The organism is Rhizobium sp. BK602, assembly GCF_014195095.1.
In the GTDB taxonomy this organism is placed as follows: domain Bacteria; phylum Pseudomonadota; class Alphaproteobacteria; order Rhizobiales; family Rhizobiaceae; genus Rhizobium.
In genome coordinates this window covers 323,371-338,450 of record NZ_JACIBC010000007.1, presented here as the reverse complement: position 1 = coordinate 338,450, position 15,080 = coordinate 323,371, and the positions used below count along the sequence as shown (strand labels likewise).

Below are 15,080 nucleotides of genomic sequence, written 5' to 3'. Positions count from 1 at the left end.
CCTCCCAGTCTGCAGATACGGTGTCGATACTATTGCTAGCACGTTAGATGATGTTCGTCATATATAATATGCCGAAAATGCTCCCCCGGCAAAAGCTCCTCCCTCCCGATGCGCGATGACCACTGAGACGATTGTTCTCTCCGGCGATTTGCCCTATGGATATCCGTGTTTCACACATCGGATATCCCATGCCCCTCTACATCAAGGACGACGCCATCGATCGGCTGGCGCGACGCTATCAGGCGCTGACGAAAAGCTCCACCAAAACCGAGGCCGTGCGGCTGGCCTTGCAAAAGGCGCTGGACGAGGAACTCGCCAAGCCCGCGCTTGCCGATGTCGCCGCCGCCTTCTGCCGCAATCTGAAACAGAAGGCGGCCGAAAAGGCCGGGGAAGCCTGATGTTCATCGACGCATCCATATTGTCCGCCATGATGACCGATGAAGAGGAAGCCCGTCGCTTCGCCGCGCGCATGGAGGCGACGACGACCCGCATGACCTCGCCGATGGCGGCGGCGCGCGCGGCGATCGATGTCGCCGCCCGCCTCGGATTGCCGGCTATCGACGCCGGCGACGCCGTCCGCACCTTCCTGCAGCTGATGAACATCCAGCTGCTCGCCATTCCGCCGCGCGCCGCCTTTATCGCGGTCGAGGCGCAGGCGCTTTACGGCGAGGGCCACCATCCGGCAGCCCTCGGCTTCGACGATTGCATGACCTATGCCTGCGCCCGCTATTATCGCCAGCCGCTATTGTCGAAAGGCGAGCGGTTCAGCCGGACCGATATCGAACTGGCTTAAAGCAATTCCAGGAAAAGTGCGCAGCGGTTTTCCGTCCGGAGTTGCGTAAAAATAAAAGTTAGAACGTCTCAGCGATTCGATGAAGCGCTGAGACGTTCTAAACCACCCGATACGCCAGGGCCATCAGGGACAAAGCGAGGCCGGACCTGCGGTATATGTGTTCGAGCGCACGCCGACGGAGGCCGGCGCGGCCGCGCATTGCAGCCGGGAAATCGAATCGCCGGCGCGGATCGGGCCGGTGACCGAGGGATCGGTATTGATGGTGCCGTCCGGAAGGATCGCGTCCTTGGAATGGTCGACATTGCCGATATCGGTCTCGATCGTGTCGACCTTCAATCTCTTGGGATGATGCTTGTGCACCGGTTCGGCCATGGCGGCGCCGGACATTGCGATGACGAGGGCCGAAATAGCGAGAGTTTTGAGCAGCATGGGACTGCCTCCTATGGGAGTTGATGCCCCGTTTATATGGGAGCGGCCAAGCCGATTTACAGCGGCCGTCGGAGCAAATATCGCATGCTTTTGAACATCACGATCGCATCTTGATCCGATGCCGCGACACTTCCGCGCCGGCATCGGGCGGCAGGCTGAGAAAGCGCAGCGACGAGACCGCACCGATCAAAGCAATGACCAGGAAGGCCCAGCGAAAATCGACGAGCGCCAGCGTCTCGCCGCCATGGGCCGTGCGCGACAGATTGAGCACGGCCGCCGCGACCGCGACACCCAGCAACAGCGAGACCTGCTGCAGCATGCTGGACAAGGTCGAGGCGGAACTGCGTTGTGCGGCGTGGATATCGGCAAAACCGAGTGTATTCAGCGCCGTGAAGTTCATCGAGCGCGACAGGCCGGCCGCCAGCAGGAGACAGTAGATCAGCCAGTTCGAGGTCGACGGCGACACGAGCGCGAAGCCGCCGATGCTGGCGGACGAGATCAGACCGTTGACGACGAGCACATTGCGGAAACCGAAGGCTTTCAGCGTCTGCGTCGTGATCGCCTTCATGCCGAGATTGCCGGCGAAATAGACGAGCAGATAGGTGCCGGCATCGATCGCCGACTGGCCGAAGCCCACCTGGAAGAGCAGCGGCAGCAGGAAGGGCGTGGCGTTGATCGCCACCCGGCTCGCCGTGCCCGCCGAAAGCGTCGACATGGCGAACGTCTGGACCTTGAAGGCGGAGAGATCGAGAAGCGGTGCCTCGACCCGCATGAAATGCCGGGTAGCGACGACGGAAAACACCACGCCGGCGGCGATCAACCCGATGCTGGCCACAAGACCCGTCGTGCCCTGGACAATGAATTCCAAGCCGGCAAGCAGGAAGGTCAGCCCCGCCGCCGATTGAAAGAAGCCGGTAAGATCGAGCGGTGCGACCTTCTCTTCGCGCTGATCGGGAACAAAGCGCAGGACCAGCGCAAGCCCGACGATGCCGATCGGGATGTTGATCAGAAAGTTCCAGTGCCAGCTGAAATAGGTGGTGATGAAACTGCCGAGCACCGGGCCGATGACGGGGGCGGTCAGCGCCGGCCAGGTGATCATCGACATGGCATGCACGAGTTCCGACTTGCGCGCGTTTTTCAGCACGATGATGCGTCCCACGGGCGTCATCAGCGCGCTGCCGATGCCCTGCACGGCCCGCGCGATGACGAATTCGGTGAGATTGCCGGAGAGGCCACAGAACAGCGAGGCGACGGTGAAGAGGGTGATCGAGGCCAGGAACACCCGTTGGGCGCCGAAACGGTCGCCCGCCCAGCCGGCCAGCGGCACGAAGGCGGCCATGGTCAGCAGATAGACCGTGATCCCGATGCTCATGGACACCGGTTCGACGCCGAATGTCCTAGCCATCTGCGGCAGCGATGTCGTGACGATGGTGCCGTCGAGGATCTGCATGAAGAAGGCGACGGCGACGACGAAGGCAATGATGCGGGATTGCCGGCCGAAGCTCTCTTCGGCGGACGGTTCTGTTGTCTGGACAGCGGTCATGACATGGGATTTCAGGCGATGGCGTTGAAGGATCGCCGGATCCTGCCGGCGGCAATCATATGATCAATGCATACGCCCATTGCCGCCGGTTGCAAAGCCGCAATCGAACCCCGGAGCTATTAAAAAGATGCCCAACTCCATAAGAAAGGCGGCGGCGGAACGACGACCTCAATCGTCGGAATAACGCTGCTCGCGCCAGGGATCGCCATACATGTGATAACCGTTCTCCTCCCAGAAACCAGCCTTGTCGGCGCCGATCAGCTCGATGCGGGTGAGCCATTTGGCGCTTTTCCAGAAATAGAGATGCGGCACGACCAGCCGCATCGGCCCGCCATGCTCGCGCGTCAATGGCTGACCTTCCCAGGCAGTGGCGAGGATCGCGTCTTCGGCGGCAAAATCGGCGAGCGGCAGATTGGTCGTATAGCCGTCATAGCTGGTCAGCATGACGAAATGCGCCTCCGCCTTCGGCATGGCGAGATCGAGCAGGTCACGCGTCGACACGCCTTCCCAGCGGTTGTCATAGCGCGACCATGTGGTGACGCAGTGGATGTCGCTGACCTTGCTGCTCTGCTCGATGGCCTGGAAAGCCGCCCAATCGAGACTGAGCGGCGTCTCCACAAGCCCGCGCACATCGAGCCTCCAGCTCGACAGCGAGATCCGTGGCTGCTGGCCGAGATCGAGCACCGGCCAGTTCTTCACCAGATGCTGTCCCGGCGGCAGCCGTTCCGTCTCCGGCCGGCTGATCCGCCCCGTCAGGAATTTGCCCTCCGCCGCCCAACGGCGCTTGGAGGTGGTGAGCTTGCTGTCGGCGGGGATCTGGTCGTCGCTCATCAGGGCATCCCTTTGCTATGCGGCGATAGGATATCGGAGGCTGGCAGGTGTCAAGCGGGAGAGCGGAAGCCCGCCGACTGGCCATGCACTCCCTATACCGGCTCGATCTCGATCACAAACATCTGTGCTGATCCAGACACTGCAAATCGTGTCGCAGCAACCGCTTCAGCCACAAGGCAATCGCCCTCTGAAAGCTGTCGGCCGGCAATATCGACTTGGCCGCGATGGCAGAGAACCAGCACCGTCTCACCATGGACCGCAAGCTCGCCGGAACCATCGACGCCGACGCGGCGCACCGAATGCGACAACCGCCCCCGCCGCGTCATCACGTTGAGATCGGTGATTGTTCCGTCGATCAAGGTCGCCGTGGTCGGCGCGTCGGCCGCAAAGGGCAGCGGCTCGCTCGCCTGCACCAGACGCTCGGGCGCGCGCCCCTCGATGAAGAGGGTCATGCCCGCGCCATCGAGAATGGATAGCGTACGATCGATGCCCGGAAAGACCGAAAACGGCCCATCCGTGGCAACGGTCGCCATGCTGACGCGCCAGTCGAAGTCGGCAAGCCCGGCGCCGTCAGGCGAAACGGCGATCTCCACCGTCTCGCCACCGCCGTTTTTCCAGGGCATGCGACGGTGACTGTCGTGGCGGAGGATGGTGAATGTCTGAGCTACCATAGGTTCAAGTCCAGTCGTTGCAATTCGGGCAAGAGTAAACTAAGTTCAGCGGACTAAGTCCGCTTGGAGACCATCATGGAAACCGTCAATATACACGAGGCGAAGACGCACTTGTCGCGGCTGATCGAAAAGGCCGCCAAGGGTGAAGCCTTCATTATCGCCAAGGCGGGTAAGCCGATGGTGAAGGTTGTGCCTCTTGAAGAAAAGGAAGCGCCAAAGAAGCGCCGCATCGGCTTCATGGATGGCGAGATCGTGGTTCCCGAGGATTTCGACATCATGATGGCCGATGAAATCGAGGAGATGTTCCATGGTAATCTCAATGATTTCAAAAGCATCAAAGATTGATGAGATTTCTCCTGGACACACATATTCTGCTCTGGGCGACGGTCGCTTCCCAGCGACTGCCGGAGAAAGCCCGCGACCTGATTGAAGACCTCGACAATACGATTGCATTTTCGACCGCCAGCATATGGGAAGTGGCGATCAAGACAGGGCTGGCGCGATCCGACTTTGCAATCAACCCTCGCAGGCTCTATGAAAATCTGCTCGAAAACGGATATGAAGAACTACCCGTTCTCGGACAGCACGCAGCCGCGGTCGCGGATCTGCCCGATATTCACAAAGATCCTTTCGACCGAATTCTCGTCGCTCAAGCCTTTGTTGAAGGTATTTCCCTGATCACCGCCGACAAGACCGTCGCAAGCTACGGCGGTCTTGTGCGGTTGGTGTAGGCTTCAGTTCCCCAAAATCCCCGGCAGGCGCAGACCCTGTTGCTTGGCCCAATCAAGGGCGATGTCGTAGCCGGCATCGGCGTGGCGCATGACGCCGGTTGCCGGGTCGTTCCAGAGGACGCGCTCCAGACGGCGGGCGGCATCATCCGTGCCGTCGGCGCAGATGACCATGCCGGAGTGTTGGCTGAAGCCCATGCCGACGCCGCCGCCGTGATGCAGCGATACCCAGGTCGCACCCGAGGCGGTGTTGAGCAGCGCGTTCAGGAGCGGCCAGTCGGACACGGCGTCCGAGCCGTCCTTCATGGCTTCCGTTTCGCGGTTCGGCGAGGCGACCGAGCCGGAGTCGAGATGGTCGCGGCCGATGACGACCGGCGCCTTCAACTCGCCGTTCCTGACCATTTCGTTGAAGGCGAGACCGAGGCGGTGACGATCGCCGAGACCGACCCAGCAAATGCGTGCCGGCAGACCCTGGAAGGCGATGCGCTCGCGCGCCATGTCCAGCCAATTGTGCAGGTGCTTGTTGTCGGGCAACAGCTCCTTCACCTTGGCGTCGGTCTTGTAGATATCCTCCGGATCACCCGACAGCGCCGCCCAGCGGAACGGACCGATGCCGCGGCAGAACAGCGGGCGGATATAGGCCGGCACGAAGCCGGGGAAGGCGAAGGCATTTTCAAAGCCTTCTTCCTTGGCGACCTGGCGGATGTTGTTGCCATAGTCGAGCGTCGGCACGCCGGCATCCCAGAAGGCAACCATGGCCTCGACATGCAGCTTCATCGAGGCGCGGGCGGCGGCTTCGACGGCCTTCGGATCGCTCTCGCGCTTGGCCTTGTGTTCGGCCACCGTCCAACCGATCGGCAGATAGCCGTTCAGCGGGTCATGCGCCGAGGTCTGGTCGGTGACGATATCCGGGCGCGGACCGCCGGCCTTCATGCGCTTTACGAGTTCCGGGAAGATTTCGGCGGCGTTGCCGAGCAGGCCGACGGACTTGGCCTGACCGGCCTTCGTCCACTTCTCGATCAAAGCAAGCGCCTCGTCGAGCGTCTTCGCCTTCTCGTCGACATAACGCGTGCGCAGGCGGAAATCGATGCGGGTTTCGTCGGATTCGACGGCGAGGCAGCAGGCGCCGGCCATGACGGCCGCCAGCGGCTGTGCGCCGCCCATGCCGCCGAGACCGCCGGTCAGGATCCACTTGCCCTTGAGGTTGCCGTCATAATGCTGGCGGCCGGCTTCCACGAAGGTCTCGTAGGTACCCTGCACGATGCCCTGCGTGCCGATATAGATCCACGAGCCGGCCGTCATCTGGCCGTACATGGCAAGGCCCTTCTTATCCAGCTCGTTGAAGTGATCCCAGGTCGCCCAGTGCGGCACGAGGTTGGAGTTGGCGATCAGCACGCGCGGCGCATCCTTGTGGGTGCGGAAGACGGCGACCGGCTTGCCGGACTGCACCAGCAGCGTCTCGTCTTCGTTCAGCGTCTTCAGCGTCGCGGCGATACGGTCGAAATCGTCCCAGGTGCGGGCGGCGCGGCCGATGCCGCCATAAACGACCAGCTCGTTCGGATTTTCCGCGACGTCCGGATCGAGGTTGTTCATCAGCATGCGTAGCGGCGCTTCGGTCAACCAGCTCTTGGCGTTGAGTTCCGGGCCGCGCGGCGCGCGGATCTCGCGGATGTTATGGCGTGGGTTGGTCATGTCATATCTCCAGGGAAGGCAGGATATCAGCGGAAACGGATGCATTGAGTGCGCCGGAGGCGACGAGGTCGCTGGCGGCCTTAAGGTCGTTTGCCATGTAACGGTCCACCTCCAGCGTCGGCACGGCGGCGCGGATGGCGGCTATGGCAAGCGTCAGTTCAGAACTGGTGGTCAGCGGCGCGCGAAACTCGACACCCTGCGCCGCCGTCAGCGCCTCGATGCCGACGATAGCAAAGAGATTGTCGGTCATCTGCAGCAGGCGGCGCGCGCCATGGCAGGCCATGGACACATGGTCTTCCTGATTGGCCGACGTCGGCGTCGAATCGACGGAGGCCGGATGCGACATCTGCTTGTTTTCCGACATCAATGCCGCCGAGGTCACTTCGGCGATCATCAGGCCGGAATTCAGGCCGGGCTTCTTGGCGAGGAAGGCGGGAAGGCCGTAGCTCAGCGCCGGATCGACCAGCAGCGCGATGCGGCGCTGCGCGATCGCGCCGATTTCGCAGACGGCGATGGCGATCTGGTCGGCGGCGAAAGCCACCGGCTCGGCATGGAAGTTGCCGCCGGACACCACGGAATTGTCCGACAGCACGAGCGGATTGTCGGTGACCGCATTGGCCTCGATTTCAAGCGTACGGCCGACGGACCGCAGGAGGTCGAGGCAGGCGCCGTCGACCTGCGGCTGGCAGCGGATGCAATAGGGATCCTGCACCCGCTCATCGCCCTCGATATGGCTTTGACGGATGACGGAACCGGCGAGCAGGCCGCGAAGGGCGGCTGCGGTATCGATCTGGCCCTTGTGGCCGCGCAGCGTATGGATGTCGGGATGGAACGGCGCGGAAGAGCCCATGGCGGCATCCGTCGACATGGCGCCGGTAATGAGAGCGGCCTGTGCGGCCCGATGGGCGCGGAACAGGCCGGCCAGCGCGAGCGCGGTCGACACCTGCGTGCCGTTGATCAGGGCCAGGCCTTCCTTGGCGGCGAGCACGACCGGCGTCAGCCCGGCCTTTTCGAGTGCCGTGGCACCATCCAGCCGTTCACCGGCATAGAAGGCCTCGCCATGGCCCATCATCACGGCGGTCATATGGGCGAGCGGCGCGAGATCGCCGGATGCGCCGACGGAGCCCTTCTCCGGGATAACCGGCACGACGCCCTTTTCCAGCATGGCCTCGATCAGCCGCACCAGCTCGAGCCGCACGCCGGAGGCGCCACGACCGAGCGAGACCAGCTTCAGCGACATGATCAGGCGGACGACATTGTCAGGCAGCGGCTGGCCGACGCCGCAGCAATGCGACAGGATGAGATTGCGCTGCAGCGTGGCGACATCGGCGCTGTCGATCTTGATGGAGGCCAGTTTGCCGAAGCCGGTATTGATGCCGTAGACCGGCGCGTTGCCGGCCGCGATCTCGGCGATGCGCGCCGCCGCCTTGGCGATGCCGGCATCGAAGGACGCATCGAGCCTGGCCGGCTCGCCCGTCCAGTAGATCGTCGCCAATTGCTGCAGTGAGACGGAACCCGGATGAAGAGTGACGGTCATCGATCGAACCTTTCGCCCTTGAAGACATGCGCATGCAATGGATTGAAGCCGATGCGATAGACAAGCTCGGCAGGGCTTTCGATATCCCAGATGGCGAAATCGGCCGATTTGCCGGCTTCCAGCGTGCCGGTTTCGGCCAGCAGCCCGAGCGCACGGGCACCTTCGCGCGTGGCACCGGCGATGCATTCCTCGACGGTGAGGCCGAAGAGGGTCGCGGCCATGTTCATGGTCAGCAGCAGCGAGGTCAGCGGCGAGGTGCCGGGATTGCAGTCGGTGGCGATGGCGATGGCGACACCGGCCTCGCGCAACGCCTTGACCGGCGGCTTCTGCTTTTCATGGATGGCATAGAAGGCGCCAGGCAGCAGCACGGCGACCGTGCCGGCCGCCGCCATGGCCTTCACGCCGTCCTCGTCGAGATATTCGACATGGTCGGCAGACAGGGCGCCATAGGAGGCGGCAAGCTTGGCGCCACCGAGATTGGAGAGCTGTTCGGCATGCAGCTTCACCGGAATGCCGAGCGACGTCGCCAGATCGAAGACGCGGGCGATTTCGGCCGGAGAAAAGGCGATCCCCTCGCAGAAGCCGTCGACGGCATCGACCAGACCCTTGGCATGCGCCTGTTCCAGACCCGGCAGCACGACATCGGCAATATAGTCGCCGTTGCGGCCCTTGTAGTCGGCCGGCGTCGCATGCGCGGCAAGATAGGAAGTGACGATGCGAACCGGACGAACCTTTTCCAGTCCGCGCGCCGCCTGCAGCATCTTCAATTCGGATGGGATGTCGAGACCATAGCCGGACTTGACTTCGACGGTGGTGACGCCCTCGGCAAGCAGCGTATCGAGGCGCGGCAGGGCGGCTTCGATCAGCCCGTCGACGGACAGAGCCCGCGTTGCGTTGACGGAAGAGACGATGCCGCCGCCGGCGCGCGCGATCTCTTCATAGGTCGCGCCCTTGAGCCGCATTTCGAACTCGCGGGCGCGATTGCCGCCGTGAATGATATGCGTATGGCAATCGACGAGACCGGGTGTCACCCAGCGTCCCTCAAGATCAACGATCTCGGCATTGCCGACATCGGGCAGATCGCTTTCGCTGCCGGCGAAAACAATGCGGCCGCCCTTGGTCAGGATCGCGCCCTTCTCGACAAGGCCGAGTCCTGGCCCATCCTCTTTCAAGGTCGCCAGGCGGGCATTGCGCCAAAGGCGGCTCACGCCGTCGGACTTTATGCTCTCTTCGGAAAAATTGTTCCCACGCATCAGCTTTACGCCTTTCCTCATGGGGTCATAATGTATATACATAATAAAAAGGCTGACAAGAGGGATTTTGGACTCGGCATCCAAAAGGAAAGGGTTGGACCATGACGAAACTACACGCACGTTCGGCATTGCTTGGCGACGGCTGGCGGGAGAATGTCCGGCTGACGCTCGACGCCGGCCGTATTGCCGGCATCGAGGCCGGGGTTGCGGCGCAGGCCGGCGACGAGCGGCACGATGTCCTCGTGGCCGCCATGCCCAACCTGCACAGCCACGCCTTCCAGCGCGCCATGGCCGGCCTTGCCGAAGTGCGCGGCCCGGCGAATGACAGCTTCTGGAGCTGGCGCACCGTCATGTACAAATTCGCTCTGTCCATGACCCCGGATCATGTCGAAGCGGTCGCCGCCCAGCTCTATATGGAAATGCTCGAAGCCGGTTTCTCCCGCGTCGGCGAGTTCCACTACCTGCACCACGACAAGGACGGCAGCCATTATGCCAATATCGCCGAACTGGCCGAGCGCATCGGCGCGGCCAGCGCCGAGACCGGCATCAACCTGACGCTTCTGCCCGTCTTCTACGCCCATTCCGGTTTCGCAAGCGCCGCCCCCATCGACGGCCAGCGGCGTTTCATCAATTCGCTCGACAGCTTCGAGGCGCTGATGGCCGGATGCCGCACCGTCGTTAGCCGGCTTCCCGGCGCCGAGCTCGGCCTCGCGCCGCACAGCCTGCGGGCGGTGAATCCCGAGGAATTGACGGCACTCGTGCCGTTGGCGGGCGACGGGCCGATCCATATCCATGTCGCCGAACAGGTAAAGGAAGTCGAAGACTGCATCGCCTGGTCGGGCGCACGGCCGGTGCAATGGCTGCTCGATCACGCCCCGGTCGACGGACGCTGGTGCCTCATTCACGCGACCCATATGACCGACGACGAGACCCGGCGGATGGCAAGGAGCGGCGCGATCGCCGGCCTCTGCCCGATCACCGAAGCCAATCTCGGCGACGGCGCCTTTTCCGCACCGCTGTTCCTGCAGGAAGGTGGCCGCTACGGCATCGGCTCGGATTCCAACATCCTGATTTCCGTTCCGCAGGAGCTGCGGCAGCTCGAATATTCGCAGCGCCTGGCGCTCAAGGCCCGCAATGTCGTCGCAGCCCCCGACGGATCGACGGCGCGCGCGCTGTTCGACCACGCGCTGTCCGGCGGCGGCGCAGCGCTGAAGGCGCCGGCGCGACTTGCCGTCGGCCATCATGCCGATATCGTCTCGCTCGACGTCAGCGCCGTACCCTATCTCTCCGGCGATCAGATCCTTGACCAATGGATGTTTGCAAGCGGCGTCGCCGTCGATTGCGTCTGGACGCGCGGCGACAAGCAGGTCGAGGGCGGCCGGCACGTCAAGCGGCAGGCGATCTCGAGCCGGTTCCGCGCGGCCATGTCCGAACTCATCGGTTGAAAAGAACTTTTCCTCGCGGCGATTTGAGACTTAAATAAATCGGGCGGCGAATACCCGGATCTTACGAGGGAACGATCGGCGGCATGACCACAAGCAAAGAGGCGACCCTGCATCAGCGTATCCTCAGCGATATCGAGGGCCGAATCGTCTCCGGCGACTGGCCCCCCGGCTATCGCATTCCTTTCGAGCTGGCGCTGGCCGAGCAATATGACTGTTCGCGCATGACGGTGAACAAGGCGCTGACGCAGCTTGCCCGCGCCGGCCTGATCGAGCGGCGCAAGCGCTCGGGCAGCTTCGTCACCCAGCCGCGCGCCCAGTCGGCGGTTCTGGAAATCCACGACATCAAGTCGGAAGTCCTGTCACTGAACCTGCCCTACTCCCACGAGATCGTGAAACGGTCGCGGCGCAAGGGCCGTTCCGATGATGCACGGCGATTGGAATATGCCGGCTCGGTCTCGGTGCTGGAGGTGATCTGCGTTCACTATGCCGGGCGCCAGCCCTTCTGCCTGGAGGATCGCGTCATCAATCTCGACGCAGTCCCGGAGGCCGACGCGGTCGATTTCAACAAGCTACCGCCGGGGCCATGGCTGCTCAACCAGGTGCCCTGGAGCACGGCAGAACATCAGATCCGCGCCATTTCGGCGGAGAACGACGCGGCTTCCAGCCTGGATATCGCCAGGGGAACCGCCTGCCTCGTGGTCGAACGACGCACCTGGAGCGGCCTCGGCCCGATCACCCATGTCCGGCTCACCTATCCGGGTGACCGTCACTCGCTGGTGGCGCGCTTCACGCCCTCGAGCTGAGCGCCACCGCCGTTGGTTCCGCCGGGATCGGTCTGCATGGGAATGAGGCTTCCGGATTGGCGGGGCGGCTGCACGGGATTGACCAGCAGGATGCTGAGCGCAATCAGCACCAACGCAAGAATGAGGGTAAGGCCGATCAAAAATGGGCGGATCGCGATCATTTTGGTCCTCCAATTTCCCACGCCCAAAGTCGTAGCACGGCGGGAAGGGCATTTCGAGGCGAAGGCCTGTTGTGCGGCCAAACTCTCTACGAAACCTTAAAATTTGAACCATGACCCGGATTCCCGGGATTTCTCAAAGGCAATGCGGCCATGACCGTGACGATCGAAACCACCCTCACCTGGCGAGATATCGCCGATGTCGCAGCCGGCGAGACGCTCGCTCTGGACGATGCCGCCTGGGCCCGCATCGCACATGCGAGCCGCATCGTCGAAAGCATCGTCGAACGCGGCATACGCGCCTACGGCATCAATACCGGCGTCGGCGCCCTGTCGGATACGGTGGTCGATCGCCCTTCCCAGAGCCGCTTGTCGCGCAACATCATCCTCAGCCATGCCTGCGGCGTCGGCAGCCCGCTCGCGACCCGCGAGGTGCGCGCCGTCATCGCCGCCCAGATCGCCAATTTCGCCCACGGTCATTCTGGCATCAGGCGGGAAATCGTCGAGCACCTGCTCTTCTTCCTGCAACGGGATTGCGTGCCGGATGTTCCATCGAAAGGTTCGGCTGGCTATCTGACGCACAATGCCCATACGGCGCTGGTGCTGATCGGCGAAGGGTCGGCCCGGGTCGGCGGCAAATCTCTGCCCGGCCGCGAGGCGCTGGCGGCGATCGGTCTCGAGCCGCTGGTGCTCGGCGCCAAGGAGGGCCTGAGCCTCGTCAACGGCACGGCCTGCGCCACCGGCCTCTTCAGCCTGGCGCTTGCCCGCGCTGAGCGCCTTCTCGCCTGGGCCGACGCTGTCGCGGCGCTGACGCTGGAAGCCACTGGCGGACAGATGGCGGCCTTTGACGAGACCGTACTGAATCTGCGCCAATCGGCAGGCATCGCGGCCGTCGGCAGCGCCCTGCGGGAGCGGCTTCATGGCAGCGGGCTGATTGCCGCCGCTGTCGGCCGGCGCACGCAGGACGCGCTCAGCCTGCGGGCCATTCCGCATGCCCATGGCGCGGCGCGCGACGTCTTCGATTTTGCCGCCGGCGTCGCCGACCGCGAGCTTGCCTCCGTCACCGACAATCCCGCCATTTCGGGCACGCCGGAACGGCCGGTCGTCTCCTCCGAGGCGCATGCGGTCGCCCCCGCACTCGGCCAGGCCGCCGACAGCCTGGCGGTCGCGCTCGCACAGATCGCCGCGATGAGCGAACGGCGCATGGACCGGCTGGTCAATCCGCTCGTGAGCGGCCTGCCGCCATTTCTGGCAAGCGACGCCGGCAGCCATTCCGGCTTCATGATCGCGCAATATACGGCGGCGGCTCTCGCCAACGACAACCGCCGGCTCGCCGCGCCCGCCAGCCTCGACGGCGGCATGACCTCCGGCTTGCAGGAGGATTTTCTCGCCCATCCGACGGCAGCGGCCAACAAGCTGCTCGCCATCCTCGACAATGCCGAGCATATCCTCGCCATAGAGCTGATGGCGGCGGCACAGGCCCATGACTTCCTTGAAGCGACCGCCAGCCGTGCCCCCGGCACCGATGCGATCTACCGGCTGGTGCGCTCGCAGGTCGCCCATTATCACGACGACCGACCGCTGAACCGCGATATCGACGCAGTGCGGCAGCTCATATCCGAACGCGATCCTCCATCCGCGTAGGGTGACATGAACACCCGCGCGACGGAACACGCCGCTCTCACACTTGTTTGATTGGCGGCGCCGAGGGGCGATGCATAAGATCGCCCCGTTGTCGCCATTGCGCTGCCCGCCGGGCGATCCCCTCACGCAATGCAGCCTCGGCTGCCCGTCAAAACCCGCCAATCAATTGATGTCTCAAGGAGACTGCCCATGGACCGCAAGCTTCTGACGAAGGGCGCATTGATGCTCGCCGCCGGTGCCGCCGCAACGCTCCTGGCGCTGCAGGACGCCAATGCCGCCGAGCGCGTGCGCGTGCGCGGCACGATCGAAAGCCTCAGTGGCGATACGCTCGCGGTCAAATCCCGCGACGGCAAGGATGTCACCGTCATGCTGAAATCCGGCTGGACCGTCACCGGCGTCGTCAAGGCTTCGGTTGCCGATATCAAGCCAGGCGACTTCATCGGCGCCGCCTCGCAGCCGACCGACAGCGGCATCAACGGCGCCATCGAAGTGGTGATCTTCCCGGCCGCGATGAAAGGCACCGGTGAAGGCGACCGCCCCTGGGATTCGCAGCCGAACAGTTCCATGACCAACGCCACGGTTGCCAACGCCGTCAGCTCGGTCAACGGCCCGACGCTGACGCTGACCTACAAGGGCGGCGAGCGCAAGATCAGCATACCCGACGGCACGCCGATCGTGACGCTGACCTCGGCCAGCAAGGACGACCTGAAGGCCGGCGCCGGCGTCTTCATCACTGGCGAAGCCTCCGACGACGGCATGGTCTCCGCCGACCGCGTCGCCGTCGGCCTCAACGGCACGGTTCCGCCGATGTAAGCGGCTGCAAGCCCCCACCATGGACGACCGCCTTGAAAGCATGCCTCGAAAGTAATACCTCTATTGCAGAGATCATTACCGAGGCGCTTATGAGCACGACCGTAACAGCAAAAGGGCAGGTCACGATCCCGAAGGCCGTTCGCGAGTTGCTCGGGATCGGCCCTGGAAGCCGTATCGATTTTCGCCGCGCGGCCGATGGCAACGTCGTGGTCGTTCCGATCGATGAGGACAGGCAGCATAGCCGGTTCGCCAAATTTCGCGGCCATGCCGGCAAAGGCATGAGCACGGACGAGATCTTGGCCCTGACCCGCGGTGACGATTGAGGTGATCCTCGTCGATTCCAACATCCTGCTGGATATCATCACCGATGACCCCGTCTGGTACGGCTGGTCCCTTGACCAGCTCGACAGCGCCACCCTTCTCGGCCCGCTTTACATCAACGATGTGATCTATGCCGAAATCTCGGTACGCTACGACCGCATCGAGGATCTCGACGAGATGCTTGCCGAGACCGGCGTCAGCCTGATGCCGATCCCTCGCGAAGCGCTATTTCTGGCTGGCAAGGTTTTTGGCCAATATCGCAAATCGGGCGGGACGCGCAGCGCCGTCCTGCCCGATTTCTTCATCGGTGCTCATGCGGCGGTCGGCAGTCTAACCCTGCTGACACGTAACACGAGCCGCTTCCGGACCTACTTCAAATCCGTGACGCTGATCAGTCCGGCAGCGGAATGACGACGGCA

At 63.4% G+C, this 15,080-nt stretch carries 18 protein-coding genes; 10 read left to right on the top strand and 8 right to left on the bottom strand.

The genetic code is table 11. The annotated features are described in order from the left end of the window. Positions 1 to 188 precede the first annotated feature (188 nt). Together FHX11_RS23335 and FHX11_RS23330 are read left to right on the top strand one after the other, a co-directional pair. Positions 189 to 398, top strand: coding sequence for a type II toxin-antitoxin system VapB family antitoxin (locus FHX11_RS23335; protein ID WP_184361525.1), 210 nt, complete (start codon positions 189 to 191; stop codon positions 396 to 398). Then, positions 398 to 793 (top strand): type II toxin-antitoxin system VapC family toxin, encoded by a 396-nt coding sequence (locus tag FHX11_RS23330; RefSeq protein WP_184361522.1) that lies wholly within the window; start codon positions 398 to 400, stop codon positions 791 to 793. Before FHX11_RS23335 ends, FHX11_RS23330 begins: the two co-directional genes overlap by 1 nt. A gap of 123 nt (positions 794 to 916) precedes the next feature. Here the strand turns inward: FHX11_RS23330 and FHX11_RS23325 are convergent, their stop codons facing one another. The 4 genes from FHX11_RS23325 to FHX11_RS23310 form a co-directional block, all read right to left on the bottom strand. After that, on the bottom strand, positions 917 to 1,222 hold the full coding sequence (locus tag FHX11_RS23325; protein ID WP_184361519.1) for a hypothetical protein: 306 nt from the start codon (positions 1,220 to 1,222) through the stop codon (positions 917 to 919). 97 nt (positions 1,223 to 1,319) lie between these two features. Then, positions 1,320 to 2,765: an MFS transporter gene (locus FHX11_RS23320; RefSeq protein WP_184361516.1), complete on the bottom strand. Its 1,446-nt coding sequence runs from the start codon at positions 2,763 to 2,765 to the stop codon at positions 1,320 to 1,322. Between the two features lie 168 nt (positions 2,766 to 2,933). After that, a complete protein-coding gene (locus tag FHX11_RS23315) occupies positions 2,934 to 3,596 on the bottom strand; it encodes a sulfite oxidase-like oxidoreductase (RefSeq protein ID WP_184361513.1) in 663 nt (220 codons plus the stop codon). A 92-nt stretch (positions 3,597 to 3,688) separates the two neighbouring features. Next, complete coding sequence (locus FHX11_RS23310; protein ID WP_184361510.1) at positions 3,689 to 4,267, bottom strand: HutD family protein; 579 nt, start codon at positions 4,265 to 4,267, stop codon at positions 3,689 to 3,691. Positions 4,268 to 4,342: 75 nt separating this feature from the next. On the opposite strand from FHX11_RS23310, the gene FHX11_RS23305 reads away from it, so the two are divergent. After that, positions 4,343 to 4,612, top strand: coding sequence for a type II toxin-antitoxin system prevent-host-death family antitoxin (locus tag FHX11_RS23305; RefSeq protein ID WP_184361507.1), 270 nt, complete (start codon positions 4,343 to 4,345; stop codon positions 4,610 to 4,612). Then, positions 4,612 to 4,998, top strand: coding sequence for a type II toxin-antitoxin system VapC family toxin (locus tag FHX11_RS23300; RefSeq protein WP_184361503.1), 387 nt, complete (start codon positions 4,612 to 4,614; stop codon positions 4,996 to 4,998). The genes FHX11_RS23305 and FHX11_RS23300 overlap by 1 nt, the downstream gene beginning before the upstream one ends. 3 nt (positions 4,999 to 5,001) lie before the next feature. On the opposite strand, the gene hutU is transcribed toward FHX11_RS23300, so the two are convergent. From hutU to hutI, 3 genes are read right to left on the bottom strand one after another with little or no spacing between them, the layout of a single operon-like run. Next, positions 5,002 to 6,687 (bottom strand): urocanate hydratase, encoded by a 1,686-nt coding sequence (gene hutU, locus FHX11_RS23295; protein ID WP_184361500.1) that lies wholly within the window; start codon positions 6,685 to 6,687, stop codon positions 5,002 to 5,004. Between the two features lies 1 nt (position 6,688). Then, on the bottom strand, positions 6,689 to 8,224 hold the full coding sequence (gene hutH / locus FHX11_RS23290; protein ID WP_184361497.1) for a histidine ammonia-lyase: 1,536 nt from the start codon (positions 8,222 to 8,224) through the stop codon (positions 6,689 to 6,691). Then, positions 8,221 to 9,477, bottom strand: coding sequence for an imidazolonepropionase (gene hutI, locus FHX11_RS23285; protein ID WP_184361494.1), 1,257 nt, complete (start codon positions 9,475 to 9,477; stop codon positions 8,221 to 8,223). Before hutI ends, hutH (FHX11_RS23290) begins: the two co-directional genes overlap by 4 nt. Before the next feature lie 101 nt (positions 9,478 to 9,578). On the opposite strand from hutI, the gene FHX11_RS23280 reads away from it, so the two are divergent. Continuing rightward, complete coding sequence (locus FHX11_RS23280; protein ID WP_184361491.1) at positions 9,579 to 10,922, top strand: formimidoylglutamate deiminase; 1,344 nt, start codon at positions 9,579 to 9,581, stop codon at positions 10,920 to 10,922. A gap of 83 nt (positions 10,923 to 11,005) precedes the next feature. Then, positions 11,006 to 11,725, top strand: coding sequence for a histidine utilization repressor (hutC, locus tag FHX11_RS23275; protein WP_184361488.1), 720 nt, complete (start codon positions 11,006 to 11,008; stop codon positions 11,723 to 11,725). Here hutC and FHX11_RS23270 read toward each other — a convergent pair. Continuing rightward, a complete protein-coding gene (locus FHX11_RS23270) occupies positions 11,689 to 11,886 on the bottom strand; it encodes a hypothetical protein (RefSeq protein WP_184361485.1) in 198 nt (65 codons plus the stop codon). The genes hutC and FHX11_RS23270 overlap by 37 nt on opposite strands. A 150-nt stretch (positions 11,887 to 12,036) precedes the next feature. Between FHX11_RS23270 and hutH (FHX11_RS23265) the strand changes: the two genes are divergently transcribed. The 4 genes from hutH (FHX11_RS23265) (at position 12,037) to FHX11_RS23250 (ending at position 15,072) form a co-directional block, all read left to right on the top strand. Then, the gene (gene hutH, locus FHX11_RS23265; protein WP_184361483.1) at positions 12,037 to 13,527 is read left to right on the top strand and encodes a histidine ammonia-lyase; all 1,491 of its coding nucleotides are present in this window, start codon (positions 12,037 to 12,039) and stop codon (positions 13,525 to 13,527) included. Between the two features lie 222 nt (positions 13,528 to 13,749). Then, positions 13,750 to 14,340 carry a hypothetical protein gene (locus tag FHX11_RS23260; protein ID WP_246781129.1) on the top strand — a complete coding sequence of 197 codons (591 nt, stop codon included), beginning with the start codon at positions 13,750 to 13,752 and terminating at the stop codon, positions 14,338 to 14,340. A gap of 89 nt (positions 14,341 to 14,429) precedes the next feature. Continuing rightward, positions 14,430 to 14,663: an AbrB/MazE/SpoVT family DNA-binding domain-containing protein gene (locus FHX11_RS23255; protein ID WP_184361608.1), complete on the top strand. Its 234-nt coding sequence runs from the start codon at positions 14,430 to 14,432 to the stop codon at positions 14,661 to 14,663. 1 nt (position 14,664) lies between these two features. Then, entirely contained in the window at positions 14,665 to 15,072 is a 408-nt protein-coding gene (locus tag FHX11_RS23250; protein WP_184361605.1) for a type II toxin-antitoxin system VapC family toxin, read from the top strand. Positions 15,073 to 15,080: the final 8 nt, after the last annotated feature.

Excerpts from the sequence above, each read along its gene's own strand:
- hutI (WP_184361494.1), bottom strand. The coding sequence starts at position 9,477 with ATGCGTGGGAACAATTTTTCCGAAGAGAGCATAAAGTCCGACGGCGTG.
- FHX11_RS23260 (WP_246781129.1), top strand. The coding sequence starts at position 13,750 with ATGCTCGCCGCCGGTGCCGCCGCAACGCTCCTGGCGCTGCAGGACGCC.
- hutC (WP_184361488.1), top strand. The coding sequence starts at position 11,006 with ATGACCACAAGCAAAGAGGCGACCCTGCATCAGCGTATCCTCAGCGAT.
- hutH (WP_184361483.1), top strand. The coding sequence starts at position 12,037 with ATGACCGTGACGATCGAAACCACCCTCACCTGGCGAGATATCGCCGAT.
- FHX11_RS23320 (WP_184361516.1), bottom strand. The coding sequence starts at position 2,765 with ATGACCGCTGTCCAGACAACAGAACCGTCCGCCGAAGAGAGCTTCGGC.
- FHX11_RS23330 (WP_184361522.1), top strand. The coding sequence starts at position 398 with ATGTTCATCGACGCATCCATATTGTCCGCCATGATGACCGATGAAGAG.
- FHX11_RS23280 (WP_184361491.1), top strand. The coding sequence starts at position 9,579 with ATGACGAAACTACACGCACGTTCGGCATTGCTTGGCGACGGCTGGCGG.
- FHX11_RS23300 (WP_184361503.1), top strand. The coding sequence starts at position 4,612 with ATGAGATTTCTCCTGGACACACATATTCTGCTCTGGGCGACGGTCGCT.
- FHX11_RS23270 (WP_184361485.1), bottom strand. The coding sequence starts at position 11,886 with ATGATCGCGATCCGCCCATTTTTGATCGGCCTTACCCTCATTCTTGCG.
- FHX11_RS23325 (WP_184361519.1), bottom strand. The coding sequence starts at position 1,222 with ATGCTGCTCAAAACTCTCGCTATTTCGGCCCTCGTCATCGCAATGTCC.
- FHX11_RS23335 (WP_184361525.1), top strand. The coding sequence starts at position 189 with ATGCCCCTCTACATCAAGGACGACGCCATCGATCGGCTGGCGCGACGC.
- hutU (WP_184361500.1), bottom strand. The coding sequence starts at position 6,687 with ATGACCAACCCACGCCATAACATCCGCGAGATCCGCGCGCCGCGCGGC.
- FHX11_RS23255 (WP_184361608.1), top strand. The coding sequence starts at position 14,430 with ATGAGCACGACCGTAACAGCAAAAGGGCAGGTCACGATCCCGAAGGCC.
- FHX11_RS23305 (WP_184361507.1), top strand. The coding sequence starts at position 4,343 with ATGGAAACCGTCAATATACACGAGGCGAAGACGCACTTGTCGCGGCTG.
- FHX11_RS23310 (WP_184361510.1), bottom strand. The coding sequence starts at position 4,267 with ATGGTAGCTCAGACATTCACCATCCTCCGCCACGACAGTCACCGTCGC.
- hutH (WP_184361497.1), bottom strand. The coding sequence starts at position 8,224 with ATGACCGTCACTCTTCATCCGGGTTCCGTCTCACTGCAGCAATTGGCG.
- FHX11_RS23315 (WP_184361513.1), bottom strand. The coding sequence starts at position 3,596 with ATGAGCGACGACCAGATCCCCGCCGACAGCAAGCTCACCACCTCCAAG.